The sequence below is a fragment of the Bacillus sp. JH7 genome (assembly GCF_001563515.1).
In the GTDB taxonomy this organism is placed as follows: Bacteria; Bacillota; Bacilli; order Bacillales; family Bacillaceae_G; genus Bacillus_A; species Bacillus_A cereus.
In genome coordinates this window covers 53,769-74,673 of record NZ_LPUS01000001.1, presented here as the reverse complement: position 1 = coordinate 74,673, position 20,905 = coordinate 53,769, and the positions used below count along the sequence as shown (strand labels likewise).

Sequence of the window (20,905 nt, the reverse complement as noted above, 5' to 3'; positions counted from 1 at the left end):
TATCATAGGGCAACTTCATCATTTTATGCAATTTTACATATTGTGCTATAAAGTAAACTGTATCCCCTGATCATTTACATCATTATCCCATACATCAGCTGTACTAATCCCGCTAAACGTTTGTACTTTCATTCCTGTATTTGATGACCCCGATCCATTATAAGCCTTCGTCTTTTCAATCGGCTGTACGTTATATTTATCCCCTACATTAATTGTTCCATTGCAATTTTCAATAATAACACCTTCCACAACTGCCGGCATTTTGTCACCCACTTTCATTTCTTTACTTTTATTTTATGAAAATCGCCTAGAAAAATAGCATGTTTCAATAAGAAAAAGCACTCAATTTGAGTGCTTTTTCTTTAAGCATAAAGACAAGTTTGGAGACAGTTGACTTCTTCAAAATTTTATTAGGGGTAATATTTTGAAAAAGAAAGCCTTTCATATGTAGGTTAACACCACTGGGATATATAGTAAATTGATAATATTTATACGGAAGATTGCTAATGTTTAGTATAGATAGTTTACACTACGCTAACAGTGAAAACTATCTATACTAATAAAAAAAGGTGCCTTCAAAAAAGACACATTTCAAAAACAGACACTATAAAACAGAATTATTTATTGTTATACGATTGTTAGATACAAAAAGTAGAGGGAAATGTTTGTATTAAATTCTGCTTTATAAAGTCTGTCTACAAATTATATTGTAATCCTCTTCATTTGAAAAAAAATATAATATGCACAATTGCATACAAAAAGAAAAAGCACTCTACTGAGTGCCTTTTCAACCATTTTACTTTTAATATATCGCTTTACATACATTGTAACATATGTATCTATATATTTTATTGAGAAAATTCTAAATCATTTTTTCTTTCATTTTCAATTATAAAATCATGTAATATAAAGGATATGTCAAATTATTATACAAATTGAGGTGTACTATATTTATGTATTTTGGAATTATTCCTCTTATATTGTTTATTATTTTTCTTATCTCCTATTTAAAAGATCCACGAAAAATAATAAACGGCTTTTTATTTAATGCCTTTTTCTGTTTTTTCCTTCTGTTTTGTATACTTGTCTCTTGGGACTCAAGTAATACTATCCTAGGCTACATAATAGTCTTACCTATTTTAGCAGTGATCGTTATGATTCCTTTCGGTGTTGTTGCTTTAATGTTTGGGCTATTTCTGAATGCGAGAATTTTAATGAAACGAGAAGGACGACGTTTTACTAACTGTTTAACACTTATTGCTGCTTTAGGTATTTTATTCTCTATATTATTCCTTTTCATAAGTCCAGCAAGTTTCTTCTCATCACATTTGCAACCTATTTTTGGTGGAATTTCTCTTATAACCATATATTTCTTTATACACTTATCTAACTTCTTAAGTGCATATTTTTTATACCAATTCAACAGACCAAGACGTAATCAAGATTTCATCATCGTTCTTGGTAGCGGCTTAATTAATGATAAAGTACCACCATTACTTGCAAGCCGCATTAATAAAGCTATCGACTTCTATTGGAAACAAGCAGCTGTAAATACACCACCAACAATTATTTTCTCTGGTGGTCAAGGTCCAGATGAAGGTCTTCCAGAGGCAGAAGCAATGCAAAATTATGCTGTTGAAAAAGGAATTCCTCTTGAACATACGGTGCAAGAAAATCGCTCTGTAAACACATATCAAAATATGTTGTTCTCTAAAGAAATTATGGATTCTTTAAAACCTGAAGGTAAATATAAAAGTATTTTTACCACAAATAATTTCCACCTTTTCCGCGCTGGCATATACGCTAGACAAGCTGGTCTTAATAGCCAAGGAATCGGGTCAAAAACTGCATTTTATTACTGGCCTAACGCAATGATTCGCGAATATGTTGCGATTGTCGTAATGGGACGTAAGCGCCATATGAAAATATGTGGAACTATTTTAGGTTTCGCTTTATTCGTATCAATACTTAGTTTTATATTTTCTTAATAGCATCCCATCCTTTGAAAGGATGGGATTTCTTATACTGATTTCAAAAATATTTTAAAGATAATATGGTGATAATATTCCCTGCATACATCCATTAAAGGAGAATTTTTTCAAATTAAATGTTAAAATAAAATTTAGGTGTGAATGACGTAACAAATAAGAAACTAGTTTGAAACGAGGAAATTATATGGAGAAAATTATCAAAAACAAGCCCAATAAGCTAAAAATTGCTTCAAAAGCTTTGATGATTATTATTGGGGCATTTATCACAGCGTACGGATTAGAAGCAGTATTAATTCCAAATAACGTATCAGACGGTGGTGTGACTGGTTTAAGTATCGTTAGTTCAAGATTATTTGGATTGCCATTAGGAGCTCTAATCGCAGTTATTAACATTCCTTTCGTTTGGTTAGGGTATAAGCAAATCGGTAAAAGCTTTGCGATTTATTCTATTATCGGAATTGCTTCATTAGCAGTAGGTACCGTTGTCATGCACGGAATACCAGCTATTATTGAAGGCGATACATTATTAGTTACAGTTGTTGGTGGTATTATCATCGGTTTTGGTATGGGACTAGCATTACGTAACGGTGGGGCATTAGATGGAATCGATATGCTTGCTGTATTGCTTTCTCGTAAGTTACCATTTGGAACGAGTGACCTTATTTTATTCTTAAACATGTTCGTATTTATTTTCGTATCAACGGTATTCGGTCTTCAAGGAGCTATCCTTTCGGCAATTGCTTACTTTATCGCTTCGAAAGTGATTCATATCGTTGAAGTTGGTTTAAGTGGTTCAAAAGCATTTAAAATTATTACAAAAGAGCCTGAATTAATGGTAGAAACAATTCGCGATCGTTTAGGCCGAAGTGCAACATATAACGAAGTATACGGTGGTTATTCAAGAGAGAAATTCAAAGAAATTTCTTGCGTAATTAACCGTTTAGAAGAAAGTAAAATGAAAGAACTTATTAATGAAATCGATCCACACGCCTTTATTACAGTTTATGACGTAGCAGAAGTAAAAGGCGGTAATTTCAAGAAACGTGATATTCATTAATCGTTATATAAAAGAGGGTGTGCCAAAATTTTGGCACACCCTCTTTTTATTATTAAGTTGCTATCGTTGTCAGTTTTTGTCGGTAAGTCGATATATTTCAATAATCGCTGATATATTTTGAGTTGTGGTCGATATATTCCAATAATCGCTGATATATTTTTACTTCCCCCCTTATGCCTAAATCGTACCAACTGAAAGGGATTAATTCCCATAACAAAAAAAGACCAAAAAGCAATTTACACTTTTCGGTCTCTACACTATCTTCTCTTCGTAATCTTTCCTGAACCACCGACCCTCGTTTTCGGAGGAGATGTATTCCTTGGCGGCGTTTTAATAGATGATTTTGGCTTCACATCTGATCCGCTTGAACCGCCTGGTGTTTTTGTAATTTTACCCTTGCTTCCAGTAGAAGGTGGGGGCGTCGTATTACTTCCTTTTTCAGTAATACTTCCCTTATCACCTACTGATGGTTTCGAATCTACATTATCGCCTCGCTTAATGATAGACCCTTTCCCTTCCTTCGTAATTGGAGGTGGGGTTTTCTTTTCTTCTTTTGTAGGTGGTCTCTCTGGAATAACTGGTTTATGATTTTGTCTATCGTTATATCCTCGATAATCACCGTATGATGATTTTCGTGAACCGAATATATCGTTTAATATGCTACCCATAATATATCCTTGCAAAAAGGACGGTTGGTAATTTTGACGGACAAATTCTTTATTACTTATTTCAATTAACGTATCAGATGGTTTCTCTTTATCCTTTTGCAGGTTATAAATCTTATCAGAATAAACGAGGAACATTTGATTTTCGTCTTCTTTAGATGCTTGCTTCGGTTCTCTTTCGTTAATGAGTTCCTTCGCTACTTCAGGAACTGACCGATTGGCGGCCCTATACACGTAAGATTCTTGTTTACCTTCCTTGGCAACAGATTCAAGTGGATAACGGTCTTGAATCGACTTTGTCTGCCCGCCTTGACAACCTGATAAGGCATAACCAGCAACAACAAGTAATATAACGATAGCAAGTATAGGGATTACAAACGATTTAATCATGGTAAACAATCGGTTTGACATGATTACGCCCCCTTACGTTGCTCTTATAATTTGTACATCAGCAGGAATGATTGCTTCTCCCTCATACATCATTGTGCGACCATTTTGCCATTCAATACGCAATAATTTTCGATTGTCTGATTGGAATTCCCATACGTACTGTTCTTCTGAAGCTGAGAATGGAGTTTTTCCCATCACAACAACACGTCCGTTATATTGTTCTTCCATATGATACTCGGTATCATCCATTTCAATTGTCGTGGGAATTTCATCAATTGAATCTAAGCGACCATCAATTGGTGTATATAATTTGTAATACGTATTTTCACGATCTTCAATTTTTAAATAACGAATATCTTTTCCATCTTGCAATGTCAAAACAATTTCCTTACGCGAATGCATACTCGTTTTCCCAATTAATTCATACATAACTAATGAAACTTCAATCATATCGCCAGGAGCTAACGTTAAAAGACTTTTTTCCGGCTTCAGTGGCTCTGGGCTTTTCATTATATTTTTTATTCGTTTAAATAAACTCATACTCTACCCCTCCTTTTCTCTTTATAAACAAGCACCTAAAATTAGTGCACCAACAATATGTAATGATCCGGCTAACATCGCATGTGCAACGCTACCTTCTTTCGTACCTTCTTCTAAATCAAGACCAGACATTTTCTTTAATACAAATTCGATAAACATTTCTACCACTAATAAAATAACGAAAGAAACTGCTGAAGCAAGAAGTGCCTGCCATAAGTCATTTGCTTTCGTAATTGATTGGGATAAAATGTACCCTTGTGCAAATAATTTCATAATAAAACGAGTTGTTACAGCTGTATTTCCATTTTTAATTTCTTTTAAATCATTGTATTTTGTAAAAATTGAATCAACCCACATAATTGCAAATAAAAGTACTGCACTCGCTCCAGTCCATACAAGCATGGCAACTACATTCATCCATGTCATTGCAAAACCTCCTCTAAATATAATAGAAAACCGACATGAATATATTTAGACATGTCGGTTCATTTGTCTCTATTCTATATTATTTCTCATACTGCTTCATAATACGAGCTAATTCATCGTCAACAGCAGAATTTTTGTTTAAGCTTGCGAATTCATCATCTAATGATTTTTCTTTCTTATAAACTTCACCGCTTGCTTCTGCTTCAGCCTCTAATTGAAGAGCTTTCTCTTCCATACGGCTTAAACCAGCTTTTGCTGAGTTTGAATCAAATCCAGACATCGCCTGATTAATATTTTTTTGTGCTTTCGCCGCATTTACACGCGCTACAAGTGTCTCACGTTTATTTTTCAGCTCATTTAATTGCTTACGCATTTCTTCTAGCTTTAGGCGCAGGTTATCAGCAGCAGCTTTATTTTGCTCATAGCTTGCTTTATACTCATTCATCTTTTGCTCCGCATTTTGTTTTTCTTCTAGTGCACGGCGCGCAAGATCTAAGTTATTAGCTTGAACAGCCATATGAGCTTGCTCTTCACGTTTTTTCACAAGTGCTTCTTGCTCTTCAAATAATATTTTGAATTTCTTCTCAAGCGCGATTTGAGCTGCTACACTTTTCTCAGCTTCTTGTACATCCGCTTGCATATCGCGTAAATATTGATCAGTCATCTTAACTGGATCTTCCGCTTTTTCAATTAATGAATATACATTCGACATTGTTAAATCTCTTAATCGTTTGAATACAGACATCTAAATTCCTCCTATGATATACCTCATATTTCAAATTCACTACTTGGAAAACTGAAAAATCTCCCTTTACAGTAAAGAATATTCATTTTTACAGCCTATGTGTTTATTATAACAAAACTAATATGTCCTTACATGTTATTTCCAAAATACATCCATTATAATATGACATTCTATATACAATATTGTATTTCTAATATATTCTCATTATCCCTCTTTGAAATTAACTTACTTTTGTGCAATTTCACTAAATTACATAAGTGTAATGTTACTGTAAGCTAACTCGATAGTTGCATTCTAATATTTCTTATACACTAATACCAGAAGCAACAAACAAGCTTCTTCACTTGTAAGCAATAATACAAAAATTGTATTTAATATAAAACATATAAAAGGAGAAATCATCATGAAAAAATTAGTAGGAATCGGATTAGCAGCAGCAATTTCACTTGGAGCATTATCAGGTTGTTCTTTATTAGGAGAGAAAGCGAACGGTTTTGTACTGTACGGCTCAGAAGAACAAGTTCAGCAAATTACAGATAAAAACAAAAAAGAAGTGAAAGAAAAAGACTTCTATAAAATGAAAATGACAACATTAGATGGTAAAAAAGTTCTTGTAATGGATAAGAAAACTGGTGAGGAACTAGTGAAAAAAGAGTTACTTAGCAAAGTTGATGAAAAAGACAACACGAAACCACTTGATAAATTACCAGCTGTAACAACAGAACAAGGTGCATTATTTGCAAAAGAAAAAGTAGAAAATGCTACACTTGATGGAGCCAAATTAAAATATGAAGGCAACACAATTATCGGAAGTGGCCGTGCATATACAGATATGTATGCGATTGTCGATGACGCAACTTACAACAATGTAAAAGGTGATGAAAAATCTGTAGGTGTATTAAAATTTGATAAAGACCCAAGTAAAGAATTCCCTGGTTACAACGGCGTCGAAGCTTCTCAACTTGTAAAAATTAAAAAGTAAAACAAAAAAGCTTTGCGAAATTCGCAAAGCTTTTTTCTATTTATTATGAGCAACTTGTTCCATATCTGGACTACAAGTTTTCGACTGACATGACTTACTTAAAGAACATGCTGCGCATTTTCCTTTTTTACTTCTCTTTACAAAATTAACTAACGTGTATGCTGCATAACCAAAAATGATAGCTCCAATTATAATATTGACCATCATTATACATCTCCTTTTAGAATCCTAGTAAAGATCCAACTTGGTATATAATAAGCGTTAATACATACGCAACAACAAGCGGGTAAACGACTGAGAAAATCGTCCATTTCGCTGATCCTGTTTCACGTTTAATAACAGCCACCGTCGCTAAACATGGAACGTATAATAAAATAAAGAACATAAATGCATAAGCTGATAATGCTGTATAATGTGCTCCCATTACGTTTCCAAGCACATCTTCTTTAACTGCATAAATAATTGCCATTGTTGAAACGACAACTTCCTTCGCTAAAAATCCTGTTAAAAGGGATGCTGCAGCTTGCCACGTTCCAAAGCCGAGCGGTGCAAATAGCGGTGCGATAAATCCACCAATCATCGCTAAGTAACTGTCTCCCATATCAACACCAAATCCTGATGGACCTGCATAGTTTAATAACCAAATGATAACTGAACCACCGAAGATGAATGTACCAGCTTTACGAACAAATCCTTTTCCTTTCTCCCATGTGCTCAGCCATAACGTTTTTGCTTGTGGCACACGATAAGGAGGTAATTCAATTACGAAAATAGACTTTTCCGCTTTCAAAATCGTAAGAGACATAATTTTTGTAACTAATAACGCAAGAACAATCCCTGCAACATATAAAGAAAATACAACAGTCGCCTGACTATGCGGGAAGAATACGCCCGCAAATAATGCATATACAGGTAATCGTGCTGAACAAGACATAAATGGTGTTACTAAAATGGTAAGTAAACGTTCTTTCTCCTGTTCAATCGTTCTCGCAGCCATAATACCTGGAACGTTACATCCAAAACCGATAATCATCGGAATAAAAGCTTTTCCGTTTAAGCCGAAAAACTCCATAATTCTATCCATAACAACTGCAATTCGCGCCATATACCCTGAGTCTTCTAATAATGAAATGAAAAAGAATAGTGCAAAGATTTGTGGTACGAATACTAATACAGCACCAACACCGGCAATAATACCTTCTGTAACGAGTGCTTGAATAAAATGAGAAGCTCCAATACTTGTAAGTCCAGCCGTCACCCAATCCGTAAGCTGGCCACCAAAAAACTCATCTAACATATCAGATAAAGGTGTACCAATCCACGTAAACGTAACCTGAAAAATAAAAAACATAACTGCTAAAAAGATTGGAAGTCCTAAAATTTTATGTGTAATTAATCTATCAATTTTTTCTGAAAAAGGAATTTTTCCTTCTTTCTCATGCTTCATAACATTTGTTTTTAACTTTTCAATATACGCTTCACGAGTTTTGTAAATGTGCTCTTCTAACGTACAATCAAGTTTTCCTTCTAAGCGAGATCGAATGGCTATGAGTTCCTTATAAATTGGTAATGCTTTCATTTCTTTTTCTACTACTTCGTTATTGCTTAAAAATTGAAGTGCTAACCATCTCGGATGCTCGTAATTCACTGTCTCTAAAAGAGCAATTACTTCTCCAATTCCTTCATCCATTTGTACACCATATGAAATAAGGAATGGCTTTTTCTCTTTTTTGTCATTTTCTTTAAGAGTCGTAAGCAGTTCTTCACAGCCTTTTCCACTCCTTGCAACAACAGGAACGACTGTTACACCTAATAGTTCTGATAATCGTTTTACATTAATGACAATTCCTCTTTGCTTCGCCACATCAACCATGTTTAAACCAATTGAGACTGGCTTACCAAATTCAAGTAACTGCAACGTTAAATGCATATTTCTTTCAAACTGCGAGGAATCTACGATATTTAACATATGATTAAATTCTTCTGTTAATAGAAAATTTGTTACAACACCTTCATCACGTGAAACTGGATTTAAATCATAAACACCTGGTAAATCAATTAATGTTCCTTGTCTATCTTTTAATTTACCAACCTTCTTTTCTACTGTTACACCGCTCCAGTTTCCTACATATTCATAAGAACCAGTAAGTGCATTAAATAATGATGTCTTCCCTGTATTCGGATTCCCTAGCAAAGCTACCTTATTCACGCTAATTCCACCTTTATCATTTTCGCGTCACAATGACGAATACTAATTAACTGTCCACGACACTCCAATGTACAAGGACCTTTAAACATCGCTTTCTGTTTCAGGCGAAGTTCGCTTCCTTCAGCAAGACCGAAAGCAGCTAGTCTACGCTTTAATAGCTGATCTAAAGACTGAATACTTTTTACTAACACTTTCTCTCCAATTTTAATATCTACTAAACTCATAACCTTCCCCCTCAGAAGAGAATGATAATTATTTTCAAAAAAATTATACCACACCCAATTTCTCTTGTACTATACCCTTTTGCTTCATATTTATTAACATTTCGCTACAATTCTATTTCAATTATTGTCATACTGTATTCGTTTGCCATTCTCATCCATTTCGCTTACAATAAACAATAGCAAATAAAGAATCTCGTTATCACTGGGGGAGCCATGCCGCTGAGAGGGAACACTTCGTTCCGACCCTTCGAACCTGTTAGTTAATGCTAACGCAGGGATTGTGCAAACGTCCGAAATACATACCTCATTTTTATTTACGTATTTCGTATCCTCCTATGATATCTATTCTTTTTTGTACAACTTGGATTTAGGGGGAGACAACATGCGTAACACTAATTTACAAGCGATGATCGAATCTGCTATTCTTGCAGCCTTCGCCTTGGTCATCGACATTTTACCACTTTCAATAAAAATATCAGCAACAGGCGGTTCCATTTCATTTGCTATGATTCCTATTTTTATTATCGCATACCGCTGGGGCTTCAAAATGGCTTTCTTAGGGGGCCTAATTTGGGGATTATTACAAATTGTCGTAGGCGATGCCATTATCGTCACACCAATTCAAGTACTAATTGAATACTTTGTTGCTTTCGCATTCATTGGATTTGCTGGTTTATTCTATCGTCCAATTCAAAAAGCACTTTTAACTTCCAATGATAATAGCGAAGAGCAATCAAATTTAGGTAACCGTAAAGACAAACCTTCATCAAAACCAAACCAAGGAAAGAAAGTAATTGGATACATTATCGTCGCTACTTTTATCGGTAGTCTAGCTCGTTACTTCTGTCACTTTATCGCTGGTATCATTTTCTGGGGACAATATGCACCAAAAGGCCAATCGGCTTTCCTATATTCTTTAATATTTAACGGTAGTACAATGATTGGTTCCTATATTCTATGTACCGTTTTACTTATATTTTTATTTATCACTTCACCACGCTTATTCAAAAGCATCAGTGCTTATCAAATGAATACACAAAAAAAGGGCGCTTAATGAGCGCTCTTTTTTCATATCGTAATATTAATTAAAAATACAATAAATGCGCAAAAGAAAATAAATACCATTATACTTAGCCAATTGCTATGCACGGTTCATCGACTCCTTACATAACCTCATTTTCTAACCAGATTATATCGCTTAAAAATAAAGATTAGGTAAAGATAATATGAAAATAAATTAAAAAAAGCGTAGCATGCATTATCTACGCTTTTTTCGGTAAGTAAAAGTAAAATAATACACCGTCTTCTGTATTTTTCACTCCATATTCAGCATTGTGTAATTCTAAAATATTTTTAGAAATAGCAAGCCCAAGTCCCGTCCCACCTTGTGAACGCTGACGAGCTGTATCCACTCGATAAAAACGATCCCAAATTTTATCTAATTGTTCTTCTTCAATGTGAGTACCTTTATTTTCAATACAAACTTTTATACGATCCTTCTCATCTATTGCAGAAATAATAATATCTTCTTTATTTGGTGTATAACGTATGGCATTCGTAATGAAGTTAACGATGACTTGTTCAATCCGGCCTTGATTTGCAATCACTTCAAATGAATGTATATTTTTATGAACATGAAGTTCTTTTTTCTCTATTTCCACAGATAGATGTTCACATATATCTTCAATTACTGTATCAATATAAAACGAAGACTTTTTCATTTTATATGTACCAGATTCAAATTTAGCTAGCTCAAGCATATCCAAAATTAAAGTATCCATTTTGTCTACTTCTCTCTCCATCGCTTGAAAATAATACTCTTTTTTATGCTCAGCTACCCCGTCTTTTAAAATGAAAATACAGCTTTTCATAATACTTAGCGGTGTTTTTAATTCATGCGAAACACCAGAAATGAATTCTTTCCGTGTATTTTCTAACTTTCTTTCCTTTTCAATATCTTCTTCTAACTGTCCAATATGTGAATGGAGTTTATTTGATAACACATTAATATTTTTCGACAAATCTCCAATTTCATCTTTTGAAGTAATCGGTATTTTTTCTGTAAAATCTAATTGTGCTATTTTCTTCGTCGTATCATTTATTTTTAATAACGGTTTGGCAATTTGTTTTGAGTAATAGAACGAAGCTAAAAAAATAAGAACGACTACAAATGCAATGATATAGATGTAATAATCTTGCACCATTTGTACAGCTTCATCTACGGGCTGTAAAGAAGCCATCGCATAAATATATGTTACTGATCCGTCTTTTTCTTTTATTGGTTTCATTAATAATTTATATTTAATATCATTTTTTTCATAGTCCATTGTTTGTGTTGTATATTGTATGGGCTTGCTCTCTTTTAATAATAAATTAGTTTGAAATTCTTTTATGTTATCTAAGAAGATGCCATTTTTATAAATTGGATTCACAGGACCTTTTACATCTGGTAACTGTACTTTTGTAACACGCCCCCCTATGTAAGCATCTCGTTCTTGGATAACTTGCTCCTGAACGGCTGGCTTCTTTTCCTTACTAACTTGTTCCATAGCTGCTTTCTTTTTCTCTTGATCTAATTTACTCATTTTCTCATTAAACGCTTTTTCTAGCGGTTTATTAGATCCGCTTAAATTCTGCTTAGATAAAGAAAAAGAGAATGGAATAAAACTATCTTCTTTTCTCACTCCAGAAAAATAAATTTCTTGTCCTAAAAACTGCTCTGATAATTTATTATCAATTTCCTCTATATTGACGAGATTACCTAAGGGAATTTTGAATATTTGTTGTCCAAAGCTCTTTTGTTGCCTACGATCTATCGTTACTTCAAAATAAAAATCATCTGCGTGTTTTAAATTCCCGTTCTTATCTAATGTCGTAATCCACGTATTATTTTCTCTTAAAAAGTCTTGCTCAAGTTTCTGAATTCCTTCTACGTTTCCTGTGTAGTTTAAATAATTCTTCTCAAAGGAATTTAAATTTACTTTAATATCTTCCACTTTTCGATTCGCATAATATTGTTTAAAAAATATCGTTTGTCCAATAAATATCGTCGCTAAAATCAACATACATAATGCTGTTGTAAGAGTAAATAATTTTAGTACAATTCCTTTTCTCATATATTCCCCTCAAATTTATAACCAGTTCGTACTACAGTTGTAATGTACTTTGCTTTCTCTCCTAATTTATTTCTTAAATTACGAATATGACTATTAACCGTTCGATCATCGCCAGCAAATTCATATCCCCAAATTCTTGAAATGAGTTGCTCTCGCGTTAAAACGATTCCTTGATTTTTCATGAAATACACCAATATTTCAAACTCCGTATGCGTTAAACTAACATCTGCCTCATCAACAGTAACAGTACGCGACGGAAAATGGACATGGATGCCATGAATCGATAACGTATCATCTTCGTTCTCTAAAGGTTTCTTCGATGCTTTTCTACTTTCTAATAATCGTTTCGCTCTTGCTAATAAAATTGGAGGACTATACGGCTTCGTCACATAGTCATCTGCTCCAAGTTCAAAACCAAGTAACGTATCGTCTTCATCTACACGTGCCGTCAGCATAATAATAGGCACCTCGGACGTCTTCCTAATCCTTCGGCAAACAGACCATCCATCGAGTTCTGGCAACATAATATCTAAAATAACTAAATCAACCTCTTCTTCTTCAAATACAACTAAAGCCTCTTTCCCGTCCCTCGCTTCAAACACTACATATTGTTCACTTAAAAAATAATCTTTTAATATTTCACGTAATATGTCTTCATCTTCAACAATTAAAATGTTTTTTGACATAACTTATATATCCCCCTCTCGCTTTCAGAAACTATAATTTCACTTTGAATAACTGCCAGTTAACTTCGCCTCGATAATATATCTATCTGGTGCATCCCCTATATAATCAAATGGGTAACAAGTTGTCAGTGTTAATATCGGTTCTTCTTTTTTTATAATAACAGTACGATCATCCGCATGAGTAATCCATGTCTTTTGAATTTCATATGTGTACGTTTTATTATCATACTCTAAAACAAGGGTATCCTTTTCTTTCAACTCTTCTAAATCTGTAAATACAGTATCTCGATGTCCACTCAGTACAGTATGTCCCCCTCCAGATGGAGTTGTCGTTAAATCACTAACGAACATACCCACTCCTTTTTTCAAAGTCATATCATCTGCTCCCCAATATATAGAAAACTTCTTCTTTATTTTCGGTATGTTTAACATCGCTACCTTTTCTCCTTCTTTATGTTCTGTTTGAGAAGAAGGCACTTGAGAAGTTACAGGTGTTTCATGAGAAAGTTGAGTACCTTGTATATTTTTAAGGCTCTTTATTTCTTCTGCCGTTAATTGCCCGGCAGAGCTTCTTCCTTTATACCATTCCACAGCATAATAGGATCCCATGAATAGCCCTATAGCCATCAATATGATACCGATATAATTGAGTAACTTCATTCTTCATTCCTCCATGCCAAAAATGGTAGGAGTAACCTACCATTTTTAATATATGAAATTATCCCATTCTTTATAGGAAAATATTTTATTTACGCTTTAATCTTATTGCGACGATTCAAACCAAATAATGTACCTACCGCTACAAGACATGCACTTAATCCCATCATTGCTACATTATTTGATGCTGTATTTGGTAATTTTTCACCTTGTACAACTGGCTTTGCTTCTTCTTTTTTAGCTACTTCATTCTTTTGCTCGGCTTTTATCGCTGCTTCTTTTTTGGCCATATCGTTTTTTAACTGTTCTTGCGCTATTCTCTTTTTCTCTTCTTCACTTTTTTTCTCAGCTTTTATTGTTTCCTCTTTTTTAGCCATATCATTTTTTTCTTGTACTTGTGCCGCTTGCTTTTTCTCTATTTCACTTTTTTGCTGTTCCTTAATTGCTTCTTCTTTTTTAGCTTTATCCTGTTGTACCTGCGCTTCTTCTTCCTTTGTTACTGTTCCAGTATCCGCACTCGCTACTGAAGAATATCCTACTGTTAAAAGTGCCATTGCACAAATTGGTAATAGTTTCTTTTTCATTTTCACTCTCTCCTTATATTTTATTCACATCTACTCGCATCGGATGTATTACTAGAATAAGCAAGAGATATAAATATAAGATGCAGATGAAATATATTTCATTTAAAGATTTCATTGTAGAAAAAGAAAAAAACATCGCAATATGTACGATGTTTTTTCGGGTGTGTGTCTCAATTATTTACATGTTACTTTCGCGTGATTTGGAAGTAGAACGGGCCGGAGCGATAACTAATTGTCTCGGCTCAGTTTTCTTGAAGTGATTTTTGACGTTACACTTACGACGTTGAACAACCCACGCTTTAATAGGGTTTGTTAAAATAATCTTTTGCTCTTCGTTAGGGGCCTCTTCTTCAAACCTACAACTCTCGCTCCATTTATTCCATTTCATTGTAAATTTAGAAGAAGAATGATCATCTTCACGATCAAACAAGTGCAAAAAATCCATTTTTCCATCTAGCATTACGGTGTTACTAGTCGCTAAAAAAGAAAAGGTCGTCCAACGTTTCTCCATGCCCTCCTACTCCTTTTTCACATATAGAGTGCCTAAAACTTAATTTACCTAAAATATGCTTGCCTTTTACCTTACACCCATAGTTTATCCAAAATGCTCTTATGCAACTATCGATTTGCCTTACAACTACCTTACATTTTTGTAAGAAACAAAAAAACCTTCACTCTATATAATGAAGGTTTCTTACTTTTTATCTATATGATCTCTCATATCATCAAGTCCAGCTTCTTTTAGCTGCGACATCATACCGTGCGAAATTGCTCCTAACACTAAAGTCATTCCAATTAATGATATACGAATCGCAGGTACATCAATTACGTAAGCCAACAGGCCAAGAACAATTGTTAAAAGTAATGCTTTTATAAATGTTACACTTGTGTACTGTTTCTTCTTCATCATATTCACCCTTTATGGAAGCGTTTTCTTAATATACTTAGTATATCATATCATCAGATGATTTTGTCGTTATCTTTGTAAAAAATTACTATCTCCTTTGACTTTTTCTATTCTATCCTTTACAGTCGAAATGTTCGCAAGTTTTACACTGTAGGAGGATTACAATGAATATTGAAATAAAAGACACTTTAATTTCTGAAGAACAATTACAAGCAAAAGTTAAAGAATTAGCACTTCAAATCGAACGTGACTTTGAAGGAGAAGAAATCGTAGTTATCGCAGTATTAAAAGGTTCATTCGTATTTGCTGCTGATTTAATTCGTCACATCAAAAATGATGTAACAATTGACTTTATTTCTGCATCTAGCTACGGAAATCAAACAGAAACAACAGGAAAAGTGAAACTACTAAAAGATATCGACGTAAACATTACTGGGAAAAACGTAATTGTTGTAGAAGATATTATCGATTCTGGTTTAACACTTCATTTCCTAAAAGACCACTTCTTTATGCATAAACCAAAGGCACTCAAGTTCTGTACATTACTTGATAAGCCAGAACGCCGTAAAGTAGACTTAACAGCTGAGTATGTTGGCTTCCAAATTCCAGACGAATTCATCGTTGGATACGGTATCGACTGTGCTGAGAAATATCGTAACTTACCATTTATCGCTTCAGTTGTAACGGAATAATCGTATAACTTAAAAAATTGATAGTACATAAAATGTATATCGGCGATTTTTTAAATATATCGACTTACCGACAATAACTGACAATGTTAGCATCCAATTAATAGGGAGAAGCTGTTCTAAAATACATGGGAACAGCTCCTTTCTTGCCATTACAAACTACAGGGAGAGATGAAAAATGACAAAGACAAAATTTGAAAAAGTACTCCTTATCGTAAATCCGAAAGCTGGTCAAGGTGACTTACATACAAATTTAACGAAAATCGTACCACCTATTGCCGCAGCTTTTCCTGATCTACATATCCTTCATACGAAAAAACAAGGTGATGCAACAAAATATTGCCAAGAGTTTGCTAGTAAAGTAGATTTAATTATCGTCTTTGGTGGTGATGGAACAGTATTTGAATGCACAAATGGCTTAGCACCTCTCGAAACTAGACCTACACTTGCAATCATTCCAGGCGGAACTTGCAACGACTTCTCTCGCACACTTGGTGTTCCGCAAAACATTGCAGAAGCGGCAAAACTTATTACAAAAGAACACATAAAACCAGTTGACGTTGCAAAAGCAAATGAACAACATTTCTTAAACTTCTGGGGAATTGGTCTCGTATCTGAAGTATCAAACAATATCGATGCAGAAGAAAAAGCAAAGCTTGGTAAAATCGGTTACTATTTAAGCACAATTCGAACTGTAAAGAATGCTGAAACATTCCCGGTAAAAATTACTTATGACGGACAAGTATATGAAGACGAAGCTGTCCTTGTCATGGTTGGAAATGGTGAATATCTTGGTGGTATTCCATCCTTTATTCCGAACGTAAAATGTGATGACGGAACACTTGATATTTTCGTAGTCAAATCAACAGGTATTCAAGCATTTAAAGATTACATCGGAAAGAAACTATTTGAAGACTCAAATGAAAATGACATCTTCCACGTAAAAGCGAAATCCATTCATATTGAAACGAAAGAAGAAAAAGAAGTAGATACAGATGGAGAAAGCTCGCTTCATACACCTTGTCACATTGAATTATTACCAGGACACTTTACGATGATTTATAATCCTGCGGTTGTGTAATAAAAAAACGAGTGCTAGCACTCGTTTTTTCTCTTCTAATCTAGTTATATTGTTGGATCATTTCCTCTATTTCTTTAACTCTCTCTAAAGTAATTCCATTTCTTTGTTCGATCGCTAAAGGATGCTCGGTTGGCTCTAATTCAACATACGGTGCCATTCCAACTTCTCTTATATGTACATTTGTTTTTAAATTTAATGTTTCTGGATAAACTGGTATTTCTACAGATAACCAACCAAAATAAGGATCACTATTTTCTCGGCCTCTTTCATCCCACTTTTCTAATACTTCATCATAACTTTCTTTACTAAGTGATACCCACACAGTCCATATGAAATTTTCGTGGTAGTCAATTATAGGAATCTCTAAACATCCTCTAATAAAATAATGTTCACCATCCATTACACAAAGATCTGATGTTAAATGGAAGCGTTCCTCTCTTTCATGGGGCGCTACCTCGTAATAATAATATGGTGCTTCACTTCCGTAGCATAGAGGTAGTGCAAAACGATGCATTTGTACTTTTTCTCCGGATTTTCTTCTTCTTTTCATTTGTCATTCTTTCTCCTATCCTTTTCAGTCACAATCAAACTCTACCCAATTTCTCCAATGCGTATTAGCATTTTCATTCACAATAACACTTGGATCTTTCTTCTCTATTGCAGCGGCTACTGATTGGAAGAATTCATTTTCACTTACTTTTTCGTCTTCAACATGTTTCCATTCTTCCGTTTCATACGCTACTTCCCAGTCGCCTTCTAAACCGAACTCTTCTAAAATTTCTCCTTTATCCCACCACAATAATTTTTGAGCTTCCTCATTAGTAGCAAGCATACGCATAAAGTATGTTGGATAATGCTCTGTCGTTTGTACTTCTATTCCATTATTTATATAATCCTCTTCTGTAAATTCATATTCAAAATGATGCTCGCGAATTTTTAAACTGCCGTTATAAATATTCGGTATAAATTCACCTTCATCATCAAACAACTCATAATCGCCATTATTTAATTGTAAAATGCAATCATCACCCATTGAATGAGTAATTCTATCGCCATATACTTGAATATCATTACATACACCTAATGAACCTACACCCACAATTTGAAACACCATTAGCCAATCCTTAGCATCTTTAAAGAAAAGAGAGAATTTCACTTGTGAAATATCCATATATTCATTATCAAAGGCAGGAAATTCATAGTTACTTTGCTTTTTATCTAATAGTTTTAAAATATCTTTTTGCATATGTATCATCTTCACCCCGATATAAACAAAAATATTTTTTTAATTTCACTAGAGTATAACATAACCATACTTACCTGTGACATTCTAATAAAACTACTAAAAAATAGAAGAATGGCTTGTTTGCATACTCTAGTTCTTTTTATGTACAATGAAGGAAAGAAGTACCTTCATATAAGGGAGAGGACAAACTTTGTTCAACCAACAGTTAGTTAATTTACGCATTGATTTTGCATTTAAACAATTGTTTGGTACGAATGGTAGCGAAGATATTCTAATTGCATTTTTAAATGCTATGTTACAAGAGTCTTTAGAGTCGCCCATTGCTTCTCTACAACTAGAAGATCCACATTTACACAGGGAATATGAAGAGGATAAGTTATCTATTTTAGACATTTCAGCAACATTAGACACAGGAACAAAAGTCAATGTAGAAATACAACTCAATAATAATCACGATATGGTTAAACGCAGTTTATATTATTGGGGAAGACTATACACATCTCAACTACAAAAAGGGATGCCCTACAGTGCACTTCACAAAACCATCACCATAAACTTACTAAACTTCGTAATGTTTTCGGAACACCCAGCCTTCCAAACAACAAGCATATTATGGAATACACAACAACAAAAACTCCTGAGTGACGACATTGAAATCCACATTATAGAAATTCCAAAGTTAACTGAACAATGGCATGAAGAAAAAGTAAATCCGTGGAAAGATCCATTTGTTCGTTGGCTTTTATTGCTTTCAGCAAATGAGGATGAGCACTTAACTAAACTATTGGAGGATATTGCTATGAACCAAGACCCTATTTTACAAAAAGCGATAAATAAATGGGAACGTATGAGTCAAGATTCATCTTTCCGACAAGCCTATGACGCAAGGGAGAAAGTTTTAATGGATGAAGCAGCAAAATTCGCCCATGCAGAGACAGAAGGAATAAAAAGAGGAATGGAACAAGGGATGAAACAAGGAATTAAAAAAGGCATTGAACAAGGCATTGAACAAGGTCGAAAAGAAGGAGTTCAGCAGGGAAAAATTCAAATGATTAAAAATATGTATGATCTTGGTATACCACTTGAAACGATTGCTAAGGCAAGTAAATTAAGTTTGCATGAGATTGAGCATATTTTAGGACATAAATAGTGATAAAAAAAGAGCTTGAATAGTTTCAAGCTCTTTTTTATCAACTCTCCTCAATATCATCCAATTGAGTCTTATAACATTCATCACACTCTGGCCTCGTAGGAAGAGTTCCTCTTTCATCAGGTAATAAAACCCTCAAAACTTCTCGATCCATCTCTACGAAAGACTTCATAATAATGGGATATCCTTCAATAATATTCGTATACTCAATCCCTTGTTCAAACTTTTTTCCGCTCTTTATTTCTTCTATTATGGTACAAAAAACACTATGCGCGGCTTCAGGATCCATATTTAATGCTATTTGTAAATCTTGATGATTAAAGTTATCTCTTAGACCATGCGTATGATAATTAGCATGGATGCCATCAATATCTTCTGCTAATATGCTATGCATGTACCATCCATACTCTTGTAGCATGTTTTCTTCCCATTCATCTGCATCCTCTTCTAAATCTTCATCAAACAAATTCGGATCATACCACACGTCCTCGTAATCTCCAGCAATTAAAAATCTCCAACCAGGTGGTAACCCTAAATACTTCTTTATTTCAGGTGCCCATTCATCAATATGTTGAACGTGTAAAGGAAGAAAGAAATCTTCTTCTGTCCCCATTTCTTCACCAGCCCAAATGTACCAACCTGTCGTTCCGTTTTCTATAGGCATTCGTAACCCATTAATCGGAGCGATACCATCTTTCACATTTTGCGCTATTCCTAATTTCAAGTCATTCGGAGATTCTACATACTCCGCTTTATATTTATCACATATACTCCTCTGTTCTTTTATGTATTTTTCCATCCTTTTAGCACACTCCCCAATTTTTGAAAGATAGATTTCTTTGCCGAAGCACTCTCTAACTTCCATACCCCACACGGATTATAAAATGGATCCTCTTGTTCATATATATCAATTTCAAAGCCAATCTCTTTCTCCTTATGGTGCATAACATTTCCCGCTAATATATAGTTACTTTTACTCACAACTTCTTGTATTAATTCTGTTCTATCTTTCCATAAACCAGGTACTCCAATAACGATTTGTGTCTCCATCATATGCACTCCACTTCTCATCTATTTTCAATCTATTCTTTCAATCTTCCAAACTAAATTAGCTGGGATATCTTTCTCTAAAAAGGTTAACATCCATACAGTTTAGGCATCCTACTATGATTAAAATCTCCAAATATAACACTCCATGTGTACATTTATATTTATTTTCGTTTACATACTATTGTTATTCATAATCCATTTTAGCTAATAAACAAACGAAAGAGAACTAGGTGGATTAATGTTTACTTAAAAATAAAAAGTCCGAAACTATATAAAGTGATTTCGGACTTTTTATTTTTAAAATATTAAATTACATTTCGAACAAAAAGGAGCTGAATTTCCTCTTCTAATTTTTGTATCACATTTTGGACAATATACATATCGTTCCTCTACCTTTTGTCGTTCTATCATGTGTAAAGATACTATTTTCATACTGCACATAATTCCAATTAAGATAAGGCTAAAAATGAGTAGCACAACGCTCTTCCTCCCTTAACTACTTACCTATAT

General features: G+C 34.1%; 26 protein-coding genes and 1 riboswitch. Of the genes, 7 read left to right on the top strand and 19 right to left on the bottom strand.

The genetic code is table 11. The annotated features are described in order from the left end of the window. Window positions 1-45: 45 nt before the first annotated feature. On the bottom strand, window positions 46-279 hold the full coding sequence (locus tag AU379_RS00475; RefSeq protein WP_002005871.1) for a spore germination protein: 234 nt from the start codon (window positions 277-279) through the stop codon (window positions 46-48). Window positions 280-953: 674 nt separating this feature from the next. On the opposite strand from AU379_RS00475, the gene AU379_RS00470 reads away from it, so the two are divergent. Further along, window positions 954-1,988, top strand: coding sequence for a YdcF family protein (locus AU379_RS00470; protein WP_002098000.1), 1,035 nt, complete (start codon window positions 954-956; stop codon window positions 1,986-1,988). 187 nt (window positions 1,989-2,175) lie between these two features. Then, complete coding sequence (locus tag AU379_RS00465) at window positions 2,176-3,048, top strand: YitT family protein (RefSeq protein ID WP_000411244.1); 873 nt, start codon at window positions 2,176-2,178, stop codon at window positions 3,046-3,048. A gap of 257 nt (window positions 3,049-3,305) precedes the next feature. Here the strand turns inward: AU379_RS00465 and AU379_RS00460 are convergent, their stop codons facing one another. From AU379_RS00460 to AU379_RS00445, 4 genes are all read right to left on the bottom strand, one after another. Next, window positions 3,306-4,124 carry a DUF4247 domain-containing protein gene (locus AU379_RS00460; RefSeq protein WP_000071190.1) on the bottom strand — a complete coding sequence of 273 codons (819 nt, stop codon included), beginning with the start codon at window positions 4,122-4,124 and terminating at the stop codon, window positions 3,306-3,308. 12 nt (window positions 4,125-4,136) lie between these two features. Further along, complete coding sequence (locus AU379_RS00455; RefSeq protein ID WP_000051740.1) at window positions 4,137-4,643, bottom strand: DUF4178 domain-containing protein; 507 nt, start codon at window positions 4,641-4,643, stop codon at window positions 4,137-4,139. Window positions 4,644-4,664: 21 nt separating this feature from the next. Then, window positions 4,665-5,069, bottom strand: a complete 405-nt coding sequence (locus AU379_RS00450; protein ID WP_000220087.1) for a DUF350 domain-containing protein — start codon at window positions 5,067-5,069, stop codon at window positions 4,665-4,667. Between the two features lie 79 nt (window positions 5,070-5,148). Next, window positions 5,149-5,814, bottom strand: a complete 666-nt coding sequence (locus AU379_RS00445) for a PspA/IM30 family protein (RefSeq protein ID WP_000110280.1) — start codon at window positions 5,812-5,814, stop codon at window positions 5,149-5,151. A 403-nt stretch (window positions 5,815-6,217) separates the two neighbouring features. Here AU379_RS00445 and AU379_RS00440 point away from each other — a divergent pair, with 403 nt between their 5' ends. Beyond that, on the top strand, window positions 6,218-6,796 hold the full coding sequence (locus AU379_RS00440) for a lipoprotein BA_5634 family protein (RefSeq protein WP_061138889.1): 579 nt from the start codon (window positions 6,218-6,220) through the stop codon (window positions 6,794-6,796). Window positions 6,797-6,832: 36 nt separating this feature from the next. Here the strand turns inward: AU379_RS00440 and AU379_RS00435 are convergent, their stop codons facing one another. Genes AU379_RS00435 through AU379_RS00425 form a run of 3 tightly spaced genes read right to left on the bottom strand, consistent with a single transcriptional unit; the run spans window position 6,833 to window position 9,229 of the window. Then, the gene (locus AU379_RS00435) at window positions 6,833-7,003 is read right to left on the bottom strand and encodes a FeoB-associated Cys-rich membrane protein (protein WP_000989600.1); all 171 of its coding nucleotides are present in this window, start codon (window positions 7,001-7,003) and stop codon (window positions 6,833-6,835) included. A gap of 13 nt (window positions 7,004-7,016) precedes the next feature. Beyond that, window positions 7,017-9,005, bottom strand: coding sequence for a ferrous iron transport protein B (gene feoB, locus AU379_RS00430; RefSeq protein WP_001044851.1), 1,989 nt, complete (start codon window positions 9,003-9,005; stop codon window positions 7,017-7,019). Next, a complete protein-coding gene (locus AU379_RS00425; protein WP_000060512.1) occupies window positions 9,002-9,229 on the bottom strand; it encodes a FeoA family protein in 228 nt (75 codons plus the stop codon). The genes feoB and AU379_RS00425 overlap by 4 nt, the downstream gene beginning before the upstream one ends. Before the next feature lie 194 nt (window positions 9,230-9,423). After that, window positions 9,424-9,525: riboswitch (TPP riboswitch) on the top strand. Window positions 9,526-9,611: 86 nt separating this feature from the next. Between AU379_RS00425 and AU379_RS00420 the strand changes: the two genes are divergently transcribed. Continuing rightward, entirely contained in the window at window positions 9,612-10,283 is a 672-nt protein-coding gene (locus AU379_RS00420; protein ID WP_001246570.1) for an energy-coupled thiamine transporter ThiT, read from the top strand. Between the two features lie 208 nt (window positions 10,284-10,491). Here AU379_RS00420 and AU379_RS00415 read toward each other — a convergent pair whose 3' ends face one another. The 6 genes from AU379_RS00415 to AU379_RS00390 all read right to left on the bottom strand — a co-directional run bounded on the left by AU379_RS00415 (window position 10,492) and on the right by AU379_RS00390 (window position 15,182). After that, window positions 10,492-12,345 (bottom strand): HAMP domain-containing sensor histidine kinase, encoded by a 1,854-nt coding sequence (locus AU379_RS00415; RefSeq protein WP_061138888.1) that lies wholly within the window; start codon window positions 12,343-12,345, stop codon window positions 10,492-10,494. Beyond that, window positions 12,342-13,031, bottom strand: a complete 690-nt coding sequence (locus AU379_RS00410) for a response regulator transcription factor (RefSeq protein WP_000041847.1) — start codon at window positions 13,029-13,031, stop codon at window positions 12,342-12,344. The genes AU379_RS00415 and AU379_RS00410 overlap by 4 nt, the downstream gene beginning before the upstream one ends. A gap of 39 nt (window positions 13,032-13,070) precedes the next feature. Beyond that, a complete protein-coding gene (locus AU379_RS00405; protein WP_000771596.1) occupies window positions 13,071-13,691 on the bottom strand; it encodes a class D sortase in 621 nt (206 codons plus the stop codon). Between the two features lie 89 nt (window positions 13,692-13,780). Beyond that, on the bottom strand, window positions 13,781-14,272 hold the full coding sequence (locus AU379_RS00400; RefSeq protein WP_000728022.1) for an LPXTG cell wall anchor domain-containing protein: 492 nt from the start codon (window positions 14,270-14,272) through the stop codon (window positions 13,781-13,783). Between the two features lie 178 nt (window positions 14,273-14,450). Next, complete coding sequence (locus AU379_RS00395; RefSeq protein ID WP_000415613.1) at window positions 14,451-14,783, bottom strand: hypothetical protein; 333 nt, start codon at window positions 14,781-14,783, stop codon at window positions 14,451-14,453. Between the two features lie 183 nt (window positions 14,784-14,966). Further along, window positions 14,967-15,182 (bottom strand): hypothetical protein, encoded by a 216-nt coding sequence (locus AU379_RS00390; protein ID WP_002001286.1) that lies wholly within the window; start codon window positions 15,180-15,182, stop codon window positions 14,967-14,969. A gap of 161 nt (window positions 15,183-15,343) precedes the next feature. Between AU379_RS00390 and hpt the strand changes: the two genes are divergently transcribed. Then, window positions 15,344-15,871 (top strand): hypoxanthine phosphoribosyltransferase, encoded by a 528-nt coding sequence (gene hpt / locus AU379_RS00385; RefSeq protein ID WP_001019295.1) that lies wholly within the window; start codon window positions 15,344-15,346, stop codon window positions 15,869-15,871. 175 nt (window positions 15,872-16,046) lie between these two features. Then, entirely contained in the window at window positions 16,047-16,949 is a 903-nt protein-coding gene (locus tag AU379_RS00380) for a YegS/Rv2252/BmrU family lipid kinase (protein ID WP_061138887.1), read from the top strand. A gap of 40 nt (window positions 16,950-16,989) precedes the next feature. On the opposite strand, the gene AU379_RS00375 is transcribed toward AU379_RS00380, so the two are convergent. Both AU379_RS00375 and AU379_RS00370 read right to left on the bottom strand, forming a co-directional pair. Beyond that, entirely contained in the window at window positions 16,990-17,499 is a 510-nt protein-coding gene (locus AU379_RS00375) for a DUF2199 domain-containing protein (protein ID WP_000830212.1), read from the bottom strand. A 24-nt stretch (window positions 17,500-17,523) separates the two neighbouring features. Continuing rightward, window positions 17,524-18,195, bottom strand: a complete 672-nt coding sequence (locus AU379_RS00370; protein ID WP_001168095.1) for a hypothetical protein — start codon at window positions 18,193-18,195, stop codon at window positions 17,524-17,526. A 190-nt stretch (window positions 18,196-18,385) separates the two neighbouring features. Here AU379_RS00370 and AU379_RS00365 point away from each other — a divergent pair, with 190 nt between their 5' ends. Next, window positions 18,386-19,345, top strand: a complete 960-nt coding sequence (locus tag AU379_RS00365) for an Rpn family recombination-promoting nuclease/putative transposase (RefSeq protein ID WP_061138886.1) — start codon at window positions 18,386-18,388, stop codon at window positions 19,343-19,345. Between the two features lie 40 nt (window positions 19,346-19,385). Here the strand turns inward: AU379_RS00365 and AU379_RS00360 are convergent, their stop codons facing one another. The 3 genes from AU379_RS00360 to AU379_RS28155 all read right to left on the bottom strand — a co-directional run bounded on the left by AU379_RS00360 (window position 19,386) and on the right by AU379_RS28155 (window position 20,872). After that, window positions 19,386-20,144 carry a DUF4262 domain-containing protein gene (locus AU379_RS00360; RefSeq protein WP_061138885.1) on the bottom strand — a complete coding sequence of 253 codons (759 nt, stop codon included), beginning with the start codon at window positions 20,142-20,144 and terminating at the stop codon, window positions 19,386-19,388. Beyond that, entirely contained in the window at window positions 20,129-20,398 is a 270-nt protein-coding gene (locus tag AU379_RS00355; RefSeq protein ID WP_000970753.1) for a hypothetical protein, read from the bottom strand. The genes AU379_RS00360 and AU379_RS00355 overlap by 16 nt, the downstream gene beginning before the upstream one ends. 294 nt (window positions 20,399-20,692) lie before the next feature. Continuing rightward, window positions 20,693-20,872, bottom strand: a complete 180-nt coding sequence (locus AU379_RS28155) for a hypothetical protein (RefSeq protein WP_001986677.1) — start codon at window positions 20,870-20,872, stop codon at window positions 20,693-20,695. Between the last annotated feature and the right edge of the window lie 33 nt (window positions 20,873-20,905).